Below are 16,057 nucleotides of genomic sequence, written 5' to 3' on the forward strand. Positions count from 1 at the left end.
TTAATTTTCCATAAGTTTTAAATGTAGTTTTCTCAATTGAAATATAATTCCAAAAAATGAAAAAAAGGCTATAATTACTGTAAAAAGCAATGATGCAGAAACGGAAATAGAGGCATCGAAATTAAAATATTTTGAAGCCTGAAAAAAGAGGGCTTCTCTTACCCCAATTCCGGCAAAGGATATTAAACTTAAAACAGAGCTTCCCAGAAATGTAATCATATAAATCATAAAGTTATCATGAACTCCTAAACTCTTCAATAGTAATACAAAACATATCACCTGTAAAGTCTGAATTACAATTGAAAATAAAAATGCTTTAAAAAAAATATTCTTGTACGTAGGGAATAGTTTTTTGGTAATTATAAAAGTGAATGCTATTCCAGTAGCAATCATTGGCAAAATTAATAAAATCCATTTTTTTTCAAACAGAAATGCTGAAAAAGAAAGGATCAAAACACAAATAGCTAATAAACCACTCAGTCGGTCATTAAAAAGCGTTGAAGTCATTTTTTTTGCACTCCATCCAAACTTTTTATTCAAAATATATACCTTATATGCATCACCACCGATACCGCCGGGAATAAAAAAGTTGTAGAACATGCCTAAAAAATAAAGCTCCAGATTACTTCTGAAGTCTAAATTAAAATGATTGGCCTGCAAATAAAATTCCAGTCTTTTGGTTGATAAAACTTGGGATGCCAAGAAGAAAACAGCAGCTATAATCAAATAGAAAACATTCAGCGTAGACCAGATCCTGGCAACGTTTCGGAATGGTATCTTTTTAAAGATAAAATACAACAAAGCAATACTGATCAAGATCTTTATTGTATTAATGGCTATTCTTTTAAGACTTATTTTCCCCAAAATTTATAATTTTTCTAATATTGAAAGGGCGTTTACTCTGGGATTCATAATATGTTTTCATCAGCATATCGATAATGATTCCCGTAGTGAAAAACTGAATGCCTATAAAAATCAAAAGTACACCTAAAATTAATAAAGGTCTTCCTCCTATATCGTGTCCCATTAATTTAAAAATCAAAAGATAGATGTTGATCAATACTCCGACTGAAAAAGTAATCAAACCGATATTTCCGAAAAGGTAAATAGGCTTTGATAAATATTTTTGATTAAACAGAACCAGAAGCAAATCATTGATAACTTTAAAAGTTCTGTTCATTCCATATTTCGAAACCCCGAATTGTCTTGCATGATGTTTTACAGGCATTTCTGCAATATGAGCACCATTTAAATGGGCCATCAAGCTGATAAAGCGATGGTTTTCTCCATATAAATTCAGGTCCTTGGCTGTTTCATTGGTAAAAACCTTCAAGGCACAGCCCTGATCCGAAATATTAAGTTTAGTAGTTTTTTTATAATGAGATTGGCAATTCTTGATGGGATAGTTCGAATGGAAGAGTCTTTTCTTTTCTGGCGTTTTCCTACCACAAGATCATAAGGACCGCTTTCTAATATGTCGACCATTGCCGGAATGTCACTGGGATCATTTTGAAGATCTCCGTCGAGTGTAATGATGTAATCACCTGACGCGTAGTCAAAACCGGCCATCATTGCTGAGCTTTGGCCATAGTTTTTCTTCAGTTGAATCAAAACAACGTGGGGGTTATTTTTTTCCATAATTTCCTGGACGGTTTTATCCTTTGAATGATCATCGATAAGGATCAGCTCATAGTTATAATGACTCATTACTTCATGGACACGATCTATAAGCAATCCGGCATTTCCCTCTTCATTATACATGGGAATAACCAGAGAATAAAATATATTGTTTTTCATCAATAGTTCTGATTTGTTAAATTTGTGTTGCAGACTCCTGCAAAAATACTAAAAAACAAATTTAAGATGAACCAAAATCGACTACTATCCCAGAGCCAAATTGTATTTCTGTATATTGGCTTTTCATTAGTTTATATTTCAGGTCTGTTTATAGAGCTTATGGAAAATGATTCTGCCCAACATGCATCTATGGCAATGAGAATGGCTTTGAATGATGATTTTTTCAATATTTATAAAGGCGAAAATCCATATCTGGATAAACCCCATATGCATTTTTGGCTCGCTGCTCTTTCAATGAAGTTTTTTGGTATTAATCATATTGCTTACAGAATTCCCGCTCTGCTAAGCTTGGCGTTAGCTGCTTTTTCAACGAAAAAATTAGCAGATTTACTTTATGGGAACGAAAATACAAGCTATGTAGCCTCTTTAATTTTTTTATCGGCACAAACCATCATTCTATCGGCACATGATGTGAGAACAGATGCTGTTTTAACGGGGTTTGTTATTTTTTCGATTTGGCAGTTTGTAAGATTTATTAGAAATCAGAATGTTTCAAGTGTAATACTTGCCGGTCTGGGAGCTGCTTTTGCGTTTTCTTCGAAGGGGTTAATAGCTCTTGTCATTATTGGGTTTTGTGTTTTTGCTTATCTGTTGTACTCAAGAGAATGGAAGAAGTTTTTTAATGTCAAAATTATTATTGCTGCGATAAGCTTTATGGTAGGTATTTTACCGATTCTGTATGCGTATTATAATCAATTCGGTGAAAAAGGGATTCAGTTTATTTTATTCAATCAAAGTGTTGACCGGCTTACCGCCAATGGATTTGAAGAGACAAGTCCTGATTATCTTTTCTTTTTTCATACTTTATTATGGGCATTTTTGCCATTTTCTCTTGCTTTTTATTTAGGCGTATTTGAAAAGACCGCTTTTTTTGTTAAAAATAAATTCAAAAGAAAAGAGGGGGTAGAGTTTTTAACTTTAGGTGGTTTTTGGCTGATCATACTTGTTTTTTCGATCTCAAAATTCAAGCTCCCACATTACTTAAATGGATTGATCGGGGTACTTTCAATTTTTACGGCTGCTTATTTGTTTGAACTGTTTAAAAAGGATGAGATCAAAAAAATAAGGATTTTATATATCATTCAATTGGTCGTCATTTTTGCAGGTATATTAGGTGCCGGCTTAATAACATATTACTTTATTGGAATCACAGATATCATTTTGTATGTCGTATGTATTCCTATTTTTATTTACTTGGTCATTAAGATTTTCAGAAAAGAAAATATTTTTAAAAAATATGTTTTTGTATCGTTATTATTTGCAATAGCACTTAATGTCTACCTTAATACTCAGTTTTATCCGATTCTTACACAATATCAGGGAAGTCTTAGGCTGGCTGAGTTTGTTAACGATAATCAGGTCGAGAAAGATAAAATTTTTATGCTTAAAGGCTATGAGCCCTGGGCTTTTGATTTTTATACACGTCGAAATACACCGAGAACTGAGGAGGATACGTTGAAAAAAGGAGATTATCTGGTTATTTATGATGAAGATTTAAAAAATCTAAAAAAGGAATATAAAATTATAGACCGGGAGAATCATTTCAGAATCACAAGACTTTCATTAAAGTTTTTAGATCCTAAAACCCGTCCGAAACAATACGAGAGTATTTTTCTGGTTGAAGTTTTAAATTAAATTCCAGATCTGTTGTATTCATGCTTTCGAAATCATGGATAAGATTATAAAATATGCATGATTATTGAGTATAGTCTATAACCTAAAAAAGCATGAACAGACGCCATATGTCAGTGTATGAGCACATTATTTTTAATGTTGTCACAATAATATTTTTTAAATATTATTAACTAAAAAATAACTTAATGTTTATTTAATGTGAATTTGCTGTAAATTTGGCGGATGAAATTTTTTAAGGAATTTAGAAAGCAGGAAGTTCTGGCATTGATGTATAGGATCTTTTTAGCATATGTTTTCTATCAAATTGCCAGGTTTCTATTCTGGTATTTTAATAAAGAGGCGATAAAGGTAGGGTCTGTTGCAGATTATTTTAATCTGTCATTTCATGGAATTGCTTTTGATACAACTGCGATTTTATACGTTAACTCTTTGTTTATCCTGTTGAGCCTTATCCCTATTGTTATCAATACCCAAAAAGGATACCAGAAAATGTTGTTCTGGCTGTATTTTATCACCAATGGAATTGCCTATGCAATGAATTTTGGTGATTTTGTATATTTTAAATTTGCACAAACAAGACTTACCTCTGCCGCATTCCAGGTAGCTGAGCATGAGACCAATATAGGTAAAGTATTTACTGCAGCTATCATACAGAATCCATTCGTTCTTTTATGGTTTGTTCTTTTGATGGCATTGTGGGTTTTTCTTTATAAAAAAGTGAAGGTTACAGAGCATAAACCTGTGAAACTGATTCCTTATTTCACATGGTCAATTCTTTGTCTTTGCGTTGTTGCTGTTTTAGTAGTCGGAGGTATCCGGGGTGACTTTAAACACAGTACAAGACCAATCAATCTGGTAGATGCCAATCGTTTTGCTAAAATACCATGTCAGGGAAATCTGGTTTTGAACAGTACTTTTTCATTTTTCAGAACGTTGGGAACCAATAACTTCAAAGAGGTACACTATGTCGATGAAAAATTTATCAACGATAATATTCAGCCCTATAAAACCTATGACAGGAAGGTAGCTCAGCGTCCCAATATTGTTATTTTTATTGTTGAATCTTTCAGTAGAGAGTATTCAGGAGCTTTTAATAAAGATAAAAACATAAAAGATTACGTTTCTTATACACCGTTTATTGATAGTTTGGCTAATAAAAGTCTTATTTTTCCTAATACTTTTGCTAACGGAAGACAATCTATTCATGGCATGAGCAGTGTTCTTGCAGGCATTCCAAGCCTTACCGATGCCTTTACAAACTCTCCCTACTCCAATCAGAAAATACAATCTATCGTGTCTGTTTGTAATGAACTGGGATATGATACATCATTCTATCACGGAGCTCCTAACGGATCCATGGGATTCTTAGGTTTTGGAAATATTCTTGGATTCAAGCATTATTTTGGGAAGACTGAATACAATCACGATGAAGATTTTGACGGGATATGGTCTATATGGGATGAGCCATTTTTACAATATTTTGCAAAGAATGTAGGAAAAACCCAGCCTTTTATGGCAACTGTTTTTACTGCTTCATCCCATCATCCTTTTAAAATTCCTGAGAAGTATCAGGGGAAATTTAAGAAAGGAAAAAATCAGATGCATGAACCTATTCAATATACTGATTATTCGATTAAAAAGTATTTTGAAACAGCTAAAAAGCAGCCTTGGTACAATAATACTATTTTTGTTTTTACAGGGGATCATACCAATGAAGTTTATTATCCTGAATATGAAAAGAGTATGAACCGTTTTGCTGTTCCCATTCTCTTATATTCACCCAATCCGGAGTACCATTTAAAAGGAATTAACCTGGAAGAGGCACAGCAAATTGATATTTATCCTACATTGGCAGATTTGATAGGCTACAATAAAAAAATCAGAAGTTGGGGAAGGAGTCTGGTGAGTGATAAAAAATATCCTTCCATCATTGCCAATTCAGATGGCGGAATGGAGCAATTCATTATGGGGAATTATATTTATCGTTTTGATGGAAAAAATGTAGTGGGAATCTATGATAAGGGTGATCTGGGACTAGAAAAAAACTTAGTGGACCATATAAAGACACCAGAAACCGAAAAAGGAAAACTGATGGCGAAAGCGTGGTATCAGGATTATATGGACAGAGTGATAAACCGAAAACTGAACTAGCATTTCAACAAGTGTTTAATTTTTAAAATTGGTATGCGTCTTGTTATATATGCCTAGGATAATAAATATTTTTGTTTGTTTAAAATTAATTTATATTTTTAGCAATGAATAACGAACGAAAATATTGTATCAGAAATAAATTAACAAGAATATGAGAAAATTATTATTTACCGTAGCGCTTTCAATAGTAAGTGTAATGTCTTTTGCACAGGTAGAAGGCAAGTGGAAGACAATAGATGATGAAACAAAACAAGCAAAGTCTATTGTAGAAATTTATAAAAAGAGTGATGGCCTGTATTATGGAAAAGTGTCACAATTACTTATAAAGCCGGCAGATCCTAATTGTACTTCATGTAAGGATGATAGAAAAGGAAAGCCTATTTTAGGAATGGAGATTATCAGAGGATTGAAGAAAGATGGAGATGAATACACTGGAGGAACAATTACAGATCCTAAAACAGGGAAAACATACAAATGTACGATTACAAGATCCGGAGATCAATTAAATGTAAGAGGATATGTAGGTTTATCTTTGCTTGGAAGAACGCAGATCTGGCAGAAAGTAAACTAATCAGATTTAAATAAAAAATTAAATAACGGCATTTCATTTAAATGAGATGTCGTTTTTATTATGTGTATAATAAAAAAACACTATTTTTGTAGTCTAAATTTTTCAAAAAAATATGGCAGAATATACTTTTCGTGAGGTAATTGCACAAGCAATGAGTGAGGAAATGCGTAAAGACGAATCCATTTATTTAATGGGAGAGGAAGTTGCAGAATACAACGGTGCGTATAAGGCTTCAAAAGGAATGCTGGATGAATTTGGTCCTAAAAGAATAATCGATACACCAATTGCAGAATTAGGTTTTACCGGAATTTCGGTAGGTGCTGCAATGAATGGGAACAGACCCATTGTAGAATTTATGACATTCAATTTCTCTTTAGTAGGGATTGACCAGATTATTAATAACGCGGCTAAAATCCGTCAGATGAGTGGAGGACAATGGAACTGTCCAATTGTTTTCCGTGGTCCTACTGCTTCTGCAGGTCAATTAGGAGCTACCCACTCTCAGGCTTTTGAAAGCTGGTATGCCAACTGTCCAGGTCTTAAAGTAGTGGTTCCTTCAAACCCTTACGATGCGAAAGGATTATTAAAAACAGCAATTCAGGATAATGACCCGGTTATCTTCATGGAGTCTGAACAGATGTATGGAGATAAAATGGAAATTCCTGAAGAAGAATATTACTTACCAATCGGAAAAGCTGATATCAAAAAAGAAGGTACAGATGTGACTTTGGTTTCTTTTGGAAAAATCATGAAAGTGGCTATTCAGGCTGCAGAAGATTTGGCTAAAGAAGGAATCTCTGTAGAAGTAATCGACCTTAGAACAGTTCGTCCATTGGATTATGATGCGATTTTAACTTCTGTAAAGAAAACAAACAGATTGGTTATTTTAGAAGAAGCATGGCCATTTGCCTCTATTTCTTCTGAAATTGCATATATGGTACAGCAAAAAGCATTTGATTATCTGGATGCACCTATCAAGAGAGTTACTACTCCTGATGCACCTGCTCCATATTCAGCAGCTTTATTTGCAGATTGGTTCCCTAAACTTGAAAAAGTGAAAGAGGAAATTAAAAATGCGATGTATATTAAATCATAGAGAAAAACTTCCGAAAGGAAGTTTTTTCATTTATTATATTCATGAAGAAAAGTTCTTGAGGTCATAAATTTAGTGTAGATTTGCGCTTTTAAAATTAGCTGATATGGCAGAAGTTACAGAGGGCGGTCATCATTTTGACCTGAAAAAGCTTTCATTTGTAGGAGTTATTGTCTCTCTTGGAATCGTTTTCGGGGACATCGGAACATCACCGCTTTACGTAATGAAGGCAATCGTGAATGCCCGAAAAGATGGTGCAGCGATGCCATTTGATGAATATATCGAAGGTGCGCTTTCGTGTATTATCTGGACGTTAACTCTTCAGACAACAATAAAATATGTTATTATCGCCTTAAGGGCAGATAATAAAGGTGAAGGGGGAATTTTAGCCCTTTATTCACTAGTAAAGAAACTTAAGAAAAAATGGCTCTATGTGGTCGCCATTATCGGAGCCTCAACGCTTGTGGCAGATAGTGTAATTACGCCTTCCTTAACGGTAATGTCTGCTATTGAAGGGCTTAAAATATACAATCCTGAAACTCCTGTCGTACTGATTACGCTGATTATTCTCTTTGTAATCTTTGTTGTGCAACAATTTGGAACCGCTTCTATTGGTAAGTTTTTCGGACCAGTGATGGTTACATGGTTCCTGGCCTTAGGAATTTTTGGATCTGTTCATATCTTTGATCATGTTGAAATCATAAGAGCATTCAATCCGATATATGCCTATAATCTGATTACCCATTCATCGAGTGCCATTGTTATTATGGGAGCTGTATTCCTGTGTACAACCGGTGCTGAAGCATTGTATTCAGACCTGGGGCATTGTGGAGCTAAAAATATCAGAGTAAGCTGGGTTTTTGTTAAAGTAATGCTTATTCTTAATTACCTTGGACAGGGAGCGTGGTTATTGGATAACTATCATGAAGTGTTCAACGGAGTGAATCCTTTCTTTGGAATTATGCCTCAATGGGCTGTATTACCAGGTGTTATTTTGGCAACAGCCGCTGCAATTATTGCCAGCCAGGCGGTAATTACAGGATCGTTTACTATGTTCTCGGAGGCGATGTCTATTTCATTCTGGCCTAATCAGCATATTGAATACCCTTCAGGGATCAAAGGACAAATGTATATTCCGGGGGTGAACTGGGGGTTAATGGCTTTCTGTTTTGTTGTGGTTGTATTCTTCCAGAAGTCCGAAAGGATGGAAGCAGCCTATGGTTTAACGATTACCATAACCATGTTAATGACCACCATCTTATTACTTTTCTGGTTAAGCAGAACAAGAGTAAATAAAATCTTTATCATTGGTTTTGCTGTTGTTTATCTTTTCCTTGAATCAGGATTCTTCTATGCGAATGTTATCAAATTTGTTGATGGAGGATGGTTAACAATGGTATTAGGAGGCTTTATCGCAGTATGTATGTACGCATGGTATAACGGTAGATTGATAAAAGCCAACTTTATCCAGTATGTAAAGATTGATAAATATGTGTCGATTATTAAAGACATGAAACTGGACGAAACCATTCCTAAATATGCAACCAATCTTGCTTATCTGAGCAGAGCGAAAAGGAATGACGAGGTAGAATCAAAGATCATTTATTCGATTATTAAAAAGCAGCCGAAGAGAGCGGATCACTATTTTATTTTAAGTATTGTGAACCAGGAAGATCCCTATACTTTTAAATATACGGTAGATGAGATCTTACCGGGAACAGTTTTCAAAGTCAACTTCCTTTTAGGATTTAAGGTAGACCGTAGAATCAATGACTATTTCAATATGGTTTTAAAAGACCTGATGGCAGATGGAACGATACCTTCAAGAAGCAGTCATCCGTCGCTCAGAGCCCACAATATACCTCCTGATTTAAAGTATGTCATTATAGATAATACATATATCAACGATATACTTTTAACGGTGAAACAAAAGATCACCCTTAATATTTACAACTTTGTGAAGTATATCGGAAGTGATGATTTTAAAGCCTGGGGAGTTACTTCGCATAACGTGGTGGTGGAATCAGCGCCAATTACTGAAGAGACTTTATATGATAAGAAAATAGAACAGGCAGGTTTCTTACGGCATAACTTCTAAGTTTCAGTAAACAAGCATACTATCTATTTAAATAAAAATTAATAAATTTGTATATAATTTTTTTAATGGATACTGTACAAAAAGAAAAGAATATAGCTTTAATCAAAGATGTTTTGAGAAACTACTTATTGGAAAAGGGTTTCAGAAACACTCCTGAGAGATACACCATATTGGAAGAGATCTATAATATGGATCATCACTTCAATGTGGATGATCTCTATCTTCTCATGATGCAAAAGAAATATCATGTTTCTAAAGCAACGATTTATAATACTATTGAGATCTTCCTCGATGCTGGATTGATCCGTAAACACCAATTTGGAGAAAAAACATTGACTTCTTCATCTTATGAAAAGTCATATTTCGATAAACAACATGATCACCTTGTGATTTATAAAAAAGATTCAGACAAAGAGATCGAAGAGATCATAGAATTTTGTGATCCTAGAATTCAAGGGATCAAAGAAGCAATTGAAGAAGCTTTTGGCGTAAAGATTGATTCTCATTCGCTATATTTTTATGGCGTTAAGAATGACTAATCAATGAGACTGATTCTTTTTCTATTACTTTTTGCTTCCTCTTTTACTTTTGCGCAAGGACAACAAAAACCTGCGCAAAGGGATCCATATTTACAGGTTCCGGTAAAAAATCCGCCCCAACAAGTGCGCCCTGAAGATAAAGTTAAAATCATTCATGCCGATTTTGTAAAAAAAGATCCGGCAAAATATGATGGGAACCAATACCTACAGGGAAACGTAAAAATTGAAAACCAGGGTTCTATTCTTACAGCTGATGAAGTTGTACTTTATAGCGAAGAAAATTTTGTGAAGGCTATTGGGAATACCAGGCTCCAGAATACAGATGGTTCAGTGATTACTGCAGGGGAAATGGAGTACGACGGGAATACCCAAAAAGGGGTTGCCAGAAAGAATGTAGTGCTTACAGATCCTAAACAGACGATAAGAACAGATATCATGTACTATGATAAGCTTTCTAATCTTGCTTATTTTAATACCGGAGGAACAATATCAGACGGTCAGAATGTAATGTACACGAAGACGGCTACCTATTTTCTGGATACTAAAATGATCGACTTTGTAGGGAACGTAAAGATTGATACTCCTGACTATATCGTTGAGGGACCTAATATCAAACAAAATCAAAATACCAAAGTTGCCGAATTTTTCGGCCCGACTACCATTACGAATCGGGCCCATCCTAAGAATTATGTATATACCGAAAGAGGTACATACAAGATGAATTCCAAGGAGGCTTTTCTTAATAAAAACTCAAGAATACATTATAATGATAAAATTCTTACCGGGGATGATATGTACTTTAATCAGCTCACAGGTTTTGGAACGGCAACCGGAAATGTAACATTAGATGATCCTAAGGAAAAAAGATACATCAAAGGAGGGTATGGAGAAATTTTTGAAAAGAAAGACTCTTCCATGATGACTAAAAATCCTTATGCTGTAAAAATTCTTGAGAAAGATTCCATGTATTTTGCTGCTGATAAAATTATTTCTTTTCAGAAACCTGATGAGAATGATGCAACAGCTAAGAAGAGTTTTTTGAGAGCTTTCAGAAAAGGAAGGTTTTATAAATCCAACGCTCAGGGAAGAGCAGATTCCATCGCTTTCAATGAGACAGACGGAATCATGCATATGTATACAGAACCTATCCTATGGAGTGGAGAAAAGCAGGTTACCGGCGATAAGATAGAAGCTTACTTCAATACAAAAACTGAAGATATAGACTCTTTAAAAGTTATAGGAAATGCTTTTGCGATCAGTAAAGTAGATTCTTTAAATCTTAAGGATGAATTCAATCAGGTGAAAGGGAAATTGATGACCGTTTACTATGAGAAGAATGATATTAAAGAGACGAAGGTGATAGGAAACGCTCAAGCTATCAGCTATGCTGATGACTTTAATGAAAAGACCAAAGAAAATGAAAGAATCGGGATTACCCTTACTACATGTGGGATTATAGATGCCCTATTTGAAAGCAGAGTTCTTCAGATTGTTTCCTGTAATATTGGAGCTATTTCAGATACCTATCCTATGAGTAAAATAGAGCCATCCAAAAGGAAATTTCCTGATTTTAACTGGAACACCAAAGACCGGATCAGGAAATGGCAGGATATATTGGTGGACAGCCCTGGATATGAGGAAATAAAATATGAATCCGATACTAAGCTTTATGACTCAGCCAAAGAAGCTGTTGAAAAGGAAAAAGCAAAAGAAGAAGCTAAAAAGCCAAAGCGGACAAGAAAATAATTGAATATAAAATAAGATAAGACCAACTGCGAAGTTGGTCTTTTTTATGTCTCATTAATTTCGGCATTTAATGAATGTTTTTTAGCTTTGCTAAAATTTTTATTGACATGGAATTGCAAAAGGATTTCTTTACCTATCAGGCACAGACTACTCAGTTTGCGGCGGGATTTGAAGTGGAAAAAGCGGAAGGAAGTTATATTTTCGGAACGGATGGAAAAAAATACCTTGATTTTGTCGCCGGAGTTTCCGCAAATACCCTGGGGCATTCGCATCCTAAGGTAGTTAACGCAATTAAAGAGCAGGCAGATAAGTATCTTCATGTTATGGTATATGGAGAGTATGCACAGGATAAGCCGGTTGCTTTATGTAAGCTTTTAGCAGAAGCTACCCCTGATCCGTTGGAAATTACTTATTTGGTCAACAGTGGGGCAGAGGCCATAGATGGAAGTCTGAAGCTGGCTAAAAGATATACAGGAAGAGAGGAAATTATTTCTTTTAAAAATTCTTACCATGGGAACACACACGGAGCATTAAGTGTTTCCGGAAATGAATACCATAAGAGGGAATTTCGTCCTCTTTTACCCATGATCTCTTTCATAGAATTCAATGATGAAAAAGACCTGGCTAAAATCACAGAAAAAACAGCTTGTGTTATTCTGGAAACCATCCAGGGGGCAGCCGGTTTTTTGGTACCGGAGAATGATTATCTGAAGAAACTAAAAACGAGATGTGAAGAAGTAGGAGCTCTGCTGATTTTAGATGAAATTCAGCCCGGATTTGGAAGAACGGGAAAATTATTTTCATTTGAACATTACGGGATAGTTCCGGATATTCTGGTCATGGGAAAAGGAATGGGCGGAGGTGTTCCGGTAGGTGCTTTTATGAGTTCCAGAAAAATAATGGATTCTTTATCCCATTCACCTAAACTAGGGCATATTACCACTTTTGGAGGCAATCCTCTTATTGCCGCTGCCAGCCATGCAACATTGAAAGAGGTATTGGAAAGCGGGTTGATGGATCAGGTGGATGAGAAAGAAAAGCTCTTTAGAGAGCTCTTAGTGCACCCTAAGATCAGGAATGTCAATGGACGAGGATTGATGCTGGCTGTGAATTTAGGAAGCCCGGAATACACGTTGAATGTAGCTAAAAAATGTATGGAAAAAGGGCTTGTTGTATTTTGGCAATTGTATAGAAACGAATACTTGAGGATTTCTCCTCCGTTAACAATATCTGCCGACGAGATCAGACAAGGATGTCAGATTATTCTAGAGGTACTGAATGAAAACTAATAAAAAATCTCTTCTGATCAGAAGAGATTTTTTTATGCTTTGCATTAAATATTTTCCTTTAAAATTATGCTGGAATGGGGATTTAATATCCGTGACAAATATCATACAGATTGCATAAAAAAATAAATACATTTTTGTGTAATAAAAAAATTAATTTATATATTGCGAGACGATAAAACAAAGATTATATGGCGAAACATAAAGTCCATTACGAATTTCCAATGCATTGTCTTTCAGAGATTTTATATGAGTATCTGGCGACTGCGGAAGGATTGTCAGAATGGTTTGCGGATGAGGTAGTAGAGAAAGGTGATGACTTCTTTTTTAGTTGGGGTGGAGGTCCCGCAGAGAAGGCGACTTTGATTAGATATAAGCCAGAAGGTTTCGTACGTTTCAGATGGGAAGAGGACGAAGGAACGAAGAATTTCTTTGAGATGACTATCACTATTGATGATATTACCGAAGATTTAGCGTTAAATATTACGGACTTTTGTGAAGAAGGAGATGAAGAGGAAAATGCAATGTATTGGGAGAATCTTATAGAAAATCTTAGAATAAAATTAGGTGCAGCTTAATGGCAGGCTGTATAAAATGGTAAAACTGATGAACGATTTATCGTTCATTATTTTTTTATAAATAAATCAGACATTGGAAAATCAATATTTTACATCAGACGAGTTGAATGTGAAGAATAGAGCATTTCTGGTAGGAGATGCGGTGAAGGTTTCTTTTTTTGTAAGGGATGCTAAGCTTATCATGGACGAAGAGTGTTATTTCTTCTTAATGGCTTCCATGAGAAAGATGAGAATGAATATTCCTCTGACATATACCCTGGAGTTTTTTCAGGCTCTTTTTCAAAAAGATGTTATTGAAGGCAAGGGAGTAAAAAATGGGATTATTAATTTTCAGGTTTATAGAAATTCTAACGAATTGACCCTGGCAAAATCATCGGTCTCGTATTTTTATGAAGTGGATGAAAAAGAAGATGTGTTGGCGCTCCATGGAAGATCTTTAGAACTTGACCTGATCAAAGAGATCAATGTTAATAATAACTTATTAAGCAATATCAGAGTTCATTGCCCTGAGAACATTTACGGACAGATTTATGCCCAGGAAAATGATTTGGATGACGTGATCCTATTGAATCCGAATAAAAGAATTGCACGTTCCACTTCAGGGAATCTTTTATTCCTGGAAGGGAATGTAATTAAAGTTCCGAAGCAAACAGAAGGGGCTTATATTTCTCCGCTAATGGAGAATTTTGTAACTTTTTTACATAAAAATAATCTTGCAGATATCCAGGAACACGAGATTATCGCATTTGAATCTCAGAAAGCCGAAGAAATTTTAATGATTTCAGATGAAAAGGGCATGTTTTCTGTAGGAAAGATAAGAAATAAGACTTTTGAACATTCCCGTTTCTCAGAACTGGTAGAAAAGTGGAAAGAGAGTTTTTAAATTGACAAACCCGGTAAACAACAAAGTTCCGAAAGTCCTTTACCGGGTTTTATTCTGAATAGATCAGAAATTGTATTTTTTGAATTCATAGACAAAAGTCTACAAAGTAATCAGCAATTTTTAATGCTTTTATTTATTAGCCCGTTTTACCTTTACTGGTTTCAGGGTTAAAAATACATCCGGAAAGAAAAATAAGATAAGTTGATTTAAAACTTTCATTGTCAGTGATTTTTGGTTTATCAAAGAACGTGAATTCTTTCTTAAAAATTGGTTAAGGTAAGCTTAAAATTTGTTAATTTTTTATATGCTTCACTTTTGACGGATACGAATCAGTTCAGAGAAATATCTTCTGGAGAATTGGCCCAAAGTAGGTATTCCCCTCCAAGATTTTGCATGATAGACTTCCACAGGGTTTGGTCGTTGGGTAATGTATAATCTAAATTATAAATATCCACTACAGTCCACATTTTTTTTTGGACTTCATGGTCTAATTGACCTGCAGACCACCCTGAATAGCCAGAGAAGATCTTCACATCGTCAATTTTTAATTCACCGCTCAATACAGCACTGATAATATTTTCAATGTCTTCCGTTAAATAGAATCCATCTGCAATATCCGTGTAAATTTCGGTCACTTTTTTTCCTTTGACAATAAAAAATACTTTGTCATTTTCTACTGGTCCACCGTCATATACCTCGATTTTGAAGTCGAAAAAATTTTTGAACTTACTACTCATCTGGCCGTTTTTTTTATTTAATATCAAACCAAATGCGCCGCTTTCGTTGTGTTCAATAATTAGGACTACCGATCTGGAAAAAATATCGCCGGAAATATCAGGTGTGGAAATTAATATTTTACCTTTGTATGAGTAATTCATACTCAAATTTAATAAAAATTATTTATGGAAAACCTTCATGACAAGAGAAAAGTATATGAGAAATCCCAACTTATTGAAAGTGAGATAAAACAAAATCCTATGGAGCAATTCAGGGATTGGTTTCTTGAAGCCTCAGAGACTCCAGGGATTTCTGAAGCGAATGCTATGGCTATTTCCACTGTAGAAGATGATGGTTGTCCCCGGACAAGAATGGTTCTGCTAAAGGCGTATACCCACGAAGGATTTATTTTCTACACCAATTACGGCAGCAGGAAAGGAAAAGCTATAGAGAAGGGGCATAAAGTCTGTCTTCACTTTTTCTGGCCGATGTTGGAAAGACAGATTATTATAAAAGCAGATGTAGAGAGAATTGCGGAAAACCTGAGCGATGGGTACTTTCATTCAAGGCCAAAAGGAAGCCAGTTAGGTGCAGCAGTTTCTCCACAAAGCCAGGTAATTCCTAACAGGGAGTTTTTGGAAGTAAAGCTGAAAGAGCTTGAACAAAAATATGAGAATAGTGAAGTTCCCAGACCGGAAAACTGGGGTGGATATCTTGCGAAGCCTTATGAGATAGAATTCTGGCAAGGACGTCCTAATAGATTACATGACAGGATTATTTATAATCTGGAAGATCTGGACTGGAAAGTTTCACGGTTAGCTCCATAATAGCAAAATATAGGTTCATTGAAATATAGAATTAATTTCAATAATCTATAATATTTAAAAATTTTTGAATACAAAA

At 35.0% G+C, this 16,057-nt stretch carries 15 protein-coding genes; 11 read left to right on the forward strand and 4 right to left on the reverse strand.

Annotated features, from left to right (window positions below):
- The 3 genes from CJF12_RS18445 to CJF12_RS20430 are packed head-to-tail and all read right to left on the reverse strand — an operon-like array spanning position 1 to position 1,797.
- On the reverse strand, positions 1-864 hold the full coding sequence (locus CJF12_RS18445) for a lysylphosphatidylglycerol synthase transmembrane domain-containing protein (protein WP_051887256.1): 864 nt from the start codon (positions 862-864) through the stop codon (positions 1-3).
- A complete protein-coding gene (locus CJF12_RS20425) occupies positions 845-1,333 on the reverse strand; it encodes a hypothetical protein (protein ID WP_316930824.1) in 489 nt (162 codons plus the stop codon). The genes CJF12_RS18445 and CJF12_RS20425 overlap by 20 nt, the downstream gene beginning before the upstream one ends.
- Positions 1,330-1,797, reverse strand: a complete 468-nt coding sequence (locus CJF12_RS20430) for a glycosyltransferase family 2 protein (RefSeq protein WP_316930825.1) — start codon at positions 1,795-1,797, stop codon at positions 1,330-1,332. Before CJF12_RS20430 ends, CJF12_RS20425 begins: the two co-directional genes overlap by 4 nt.
- Before the next feature lie 66 nt (positions 1,798-1,863).
- On the opposite strand from CJF12_RS20430, the gene CJF12_RS18455 reads away from it, so the two are divergent.
- The 10 genes from CJF12_RS18455 to CJF12_RS18500 all read left to right on the forward strand — a co-directional run bounded on the left by CJF12_RS18455 (position 1,864) and on the right by CJF12_RS18500 (position 14,437).
- Positions 1,864-3,492, forward strand: coding sequence for an ArnT family glycosyltransferase (locus tag CJF12_RS18455; protein WP_034683961.1), 1,629 nt, complete (start codon positions 1,864-1,866; stop codon positions 3,490-3,492).
- Positions 3,493-3,714: 222 nt separating this feature from the next.
- Positions 3,715-5,643, forward strand: a complete 1,929-nt coding sequence (locus CJF12_RS18460; RefSeq protein ID WP_034683935.1) for an LTA synthase family protein — start codon at positions 3,715-3,717, stop codon at positions 5,641-5,643.
- Between the two features lie 151 nt (positions 5,644-5,794).
- Positions 5,795-6,214, forward strand: coding sequence for a DUF2147 domain-containing protein (locus CJF12_RS18465; protein ID WP_034683937.1), 420 nt, complete (start codon positions 5,795-5,797; stop codon positions 6,212-6,214).
- A gap of 112 nt (positions 6,215-6,326) precedes the next feature.
- Entirely contained in the window at positions 6,327-7,310 is a 984-nt protein-coding gene (locus tag CJF12_RS18470; protein WP_034683938.1) for a pyruvate dehydrogenase complex E1 component subunit beta, read from the forward strand.
- A 103-nt stretch (positions 7,311-7,413) separates the two neighbouring features.
- Positions 7,414-9,405 carry a KUP/HAK/KT family potassium transporter gene (locus CJF12_RS18475; protein WP_034683940.1) on the forward strand — a complete coding sequence of 664 codons (1,992 nt, stop codon included), beginning with the start codon at positions 7,414-7,416 and terminating at the stop codon, positions 9,403-9,405.
- A 65-nt stretch (positions 9,406-9,470) separates the two neighbouring features.
- Positions 9,471-9,944 carry a Fur family transcriptional regulator gene (locus CJF12_RS18480; protein WP_034683942.1) on the forward strand — a complete coding sequence of 158 codons (474 nt, stop codon included), beginning with the start codon at positions 9,471-9,473 and terminating at the stop codon, positions 9,942-9,944.
- 3 nt (positions 9,945-9,947) lie between these two features.
- Positions 9,948-11,690 (forward strand): OstA-like protein, encoded by a 1,743-nt coding sequence (locus CJF12_RS18485; RefSeq protein WP_034683943.1) that lies wholly within the window; start codon positions 9,948-9,950, stop codon positions 11,688-11,690.
- Positions 11,691-11,797: 107 nt separating this feature from the next.
- Positions 11,798-12,979 carry an aspartate aminotransferase family protein gene (locus tag CJF12_RS18490; RefSeq protein WP_394336993.1) on the forward strand — a complete coding sequence of 394 codons (1,182 nt, stop codon included), beginning with the start codon at positions 11,798-11,800 and terminating at the stop codon, positions 12,977-12,979.
- Positions 12,980-13,167: 188 nt separating this feature from the next.
- Positions 13,168-13,554, forward strand: a complete 387-nt coding sequence (locus CJF12_RS18495) for an START-like domain-containing protein (RefSeq protein ID WP_007840736.1) — start codon at positions 13,168-13,170, stop codon at positions 13,552-13,554.
- Positions 13,555-13,627: 73 nt separating this feature from the next.
- The gene (locus CJF12_RS18500; RefSeq protein WP_034683945.1) at positions 13,628-14,437 is read left to right on the forward strand and encodes an aminotransferase class IV; all 810 of its coding nucleotides are present in this window, start codon (positions 13,628-13,630) and stop codon (positions 14,435-14,437) included.
- Between the two features lie 329 nt (positions 14,438-14,766).
- Here CJF12_RS18500 and CJF12_RS18505 read toward each other — a convergent pair whose 3' ends face one another.
- A complete protein-coding gene (locus tag CJF12_RS18505) occupies positions 14,767-15,315 on the reverse strand; it encodes a YqgE/AlgH family protein (protein WP_034683947.1) in 549 nt (182 codons plus the stop codon).
- Positions 15,316-15,339: 24 nt separating this feature from the next.
- Here CJF12_RS18505 and pdxH point away from each other — a divergent pair, with 24 nt between their 5' ends.
- Positions 15,340-15,981, forward strand: a complete 642-nt coding sequence (pdxH, locus tag CJF12_RS18510; RefSeq protein WP_034683949.1) for a pyridoxamine 5'-phosphate oxidase — start codon at positions 15,340-15,342, stop codon at positions 15,979-15,981.
- The last annotated feature ends 76 nt before the right edge of the window (positions 15,982-16,057 follow it).

Source organism: Chryseobacterium piperi (assembly GCF_002285635.2).
Classification (GTDB): Bacteria; Bacteroidota; Bacteroidia; order Flavobacteriales; family Weeksellaceae; genus Chryseobacterium; species Chryseobacterium piperi.

Excerpts from the sequence above, each read along its gene's own strand:
- CJF12_RS18455 (WP_034683961.1), top strand. The coding sequence starts at position 1,864 with ATGAACCAAAATCGACTACTATCCCAGAGCCAAATTGTATTTCTGTAT.
- CJF12_RS18475 (WP_034683940.1), top strand. The coding sequence starts at position 7,414 with ATGGCAGAAGTTACAGAGGGCGGTCATCATTTTGACCTGAAAAAGCTT.
- CJF12_RS20430 (WP_316930825.1), bottom strand. The coding sequence starts at position 1,797 with ATGAAAAACAATATATTTTATTCTCTGGTTATTCCCATGTATAATGAA.
- CJF12_RS18495 (WP_007840736.1), top strand. The coding sequence starts at position 13,168 with ATGGCGAAACATAAAGTCCATTACGAATTTCCAATGCATTGTCTTTCA.
- CJF12_RS18490 (WP_394336993.1), top strand. The coding sequence starts at position 11,798 with ATGGAATTGCAAAAGGATTTCTTTACCTATCAGGCACAGACTACTCAG.
- CJF12_RS18480 (WP_034683942.1), top strand. The coding sequence starts at position 9,471 with ATGGATACTGTACAAAAAGAAAAGAATATAGCTTTAATCAAAGATGTT.
- CJF12_RS18485 (WP_034683943.1), top strand. The coding sequence starts at position 9,948 with ATGAGACTGATTCTTTTTCTATTACTTTTTGCTTCCTCTTTTACTTTT.
- CJF12_RS18465 (WP_034683937.1), top strand. The coding sequence starts at position 5,795 with ATGAGAAAATTATTATTTACCGTAGCGCTTTCAATAGTAAGTGTAATG.
- pdxH (WP_034683949.1), top strand. The coding sequence starts at position 15,340 with ATGGAAAACCTTCATGACAAGAGAAAAGTATATGAGAAATCCCAACTT.
- CJF12_RS18460 (WP_034683935.1), top strand. The coding sequence starts at position 3,715 with ATGAAATTTTTTAAGGAATTTAGAAAGCAGGAAGTTCTGGCATTGATG.
- CJF12_RS18470 (WP_034683938.1), top strand. The coding sequence starts at position 6,327 with ATGGCAGAATATACTTTTCGTGAGGTAATTGCACAAGCAATGAGTGAG.
- CJF12_RS18505 (WP_034683947.1), bottom strand. The coding sequence starts at position 15,315 with ATGAATTACTCATACAAAGGTAAAATATTAATTTCCACACCTGATATT.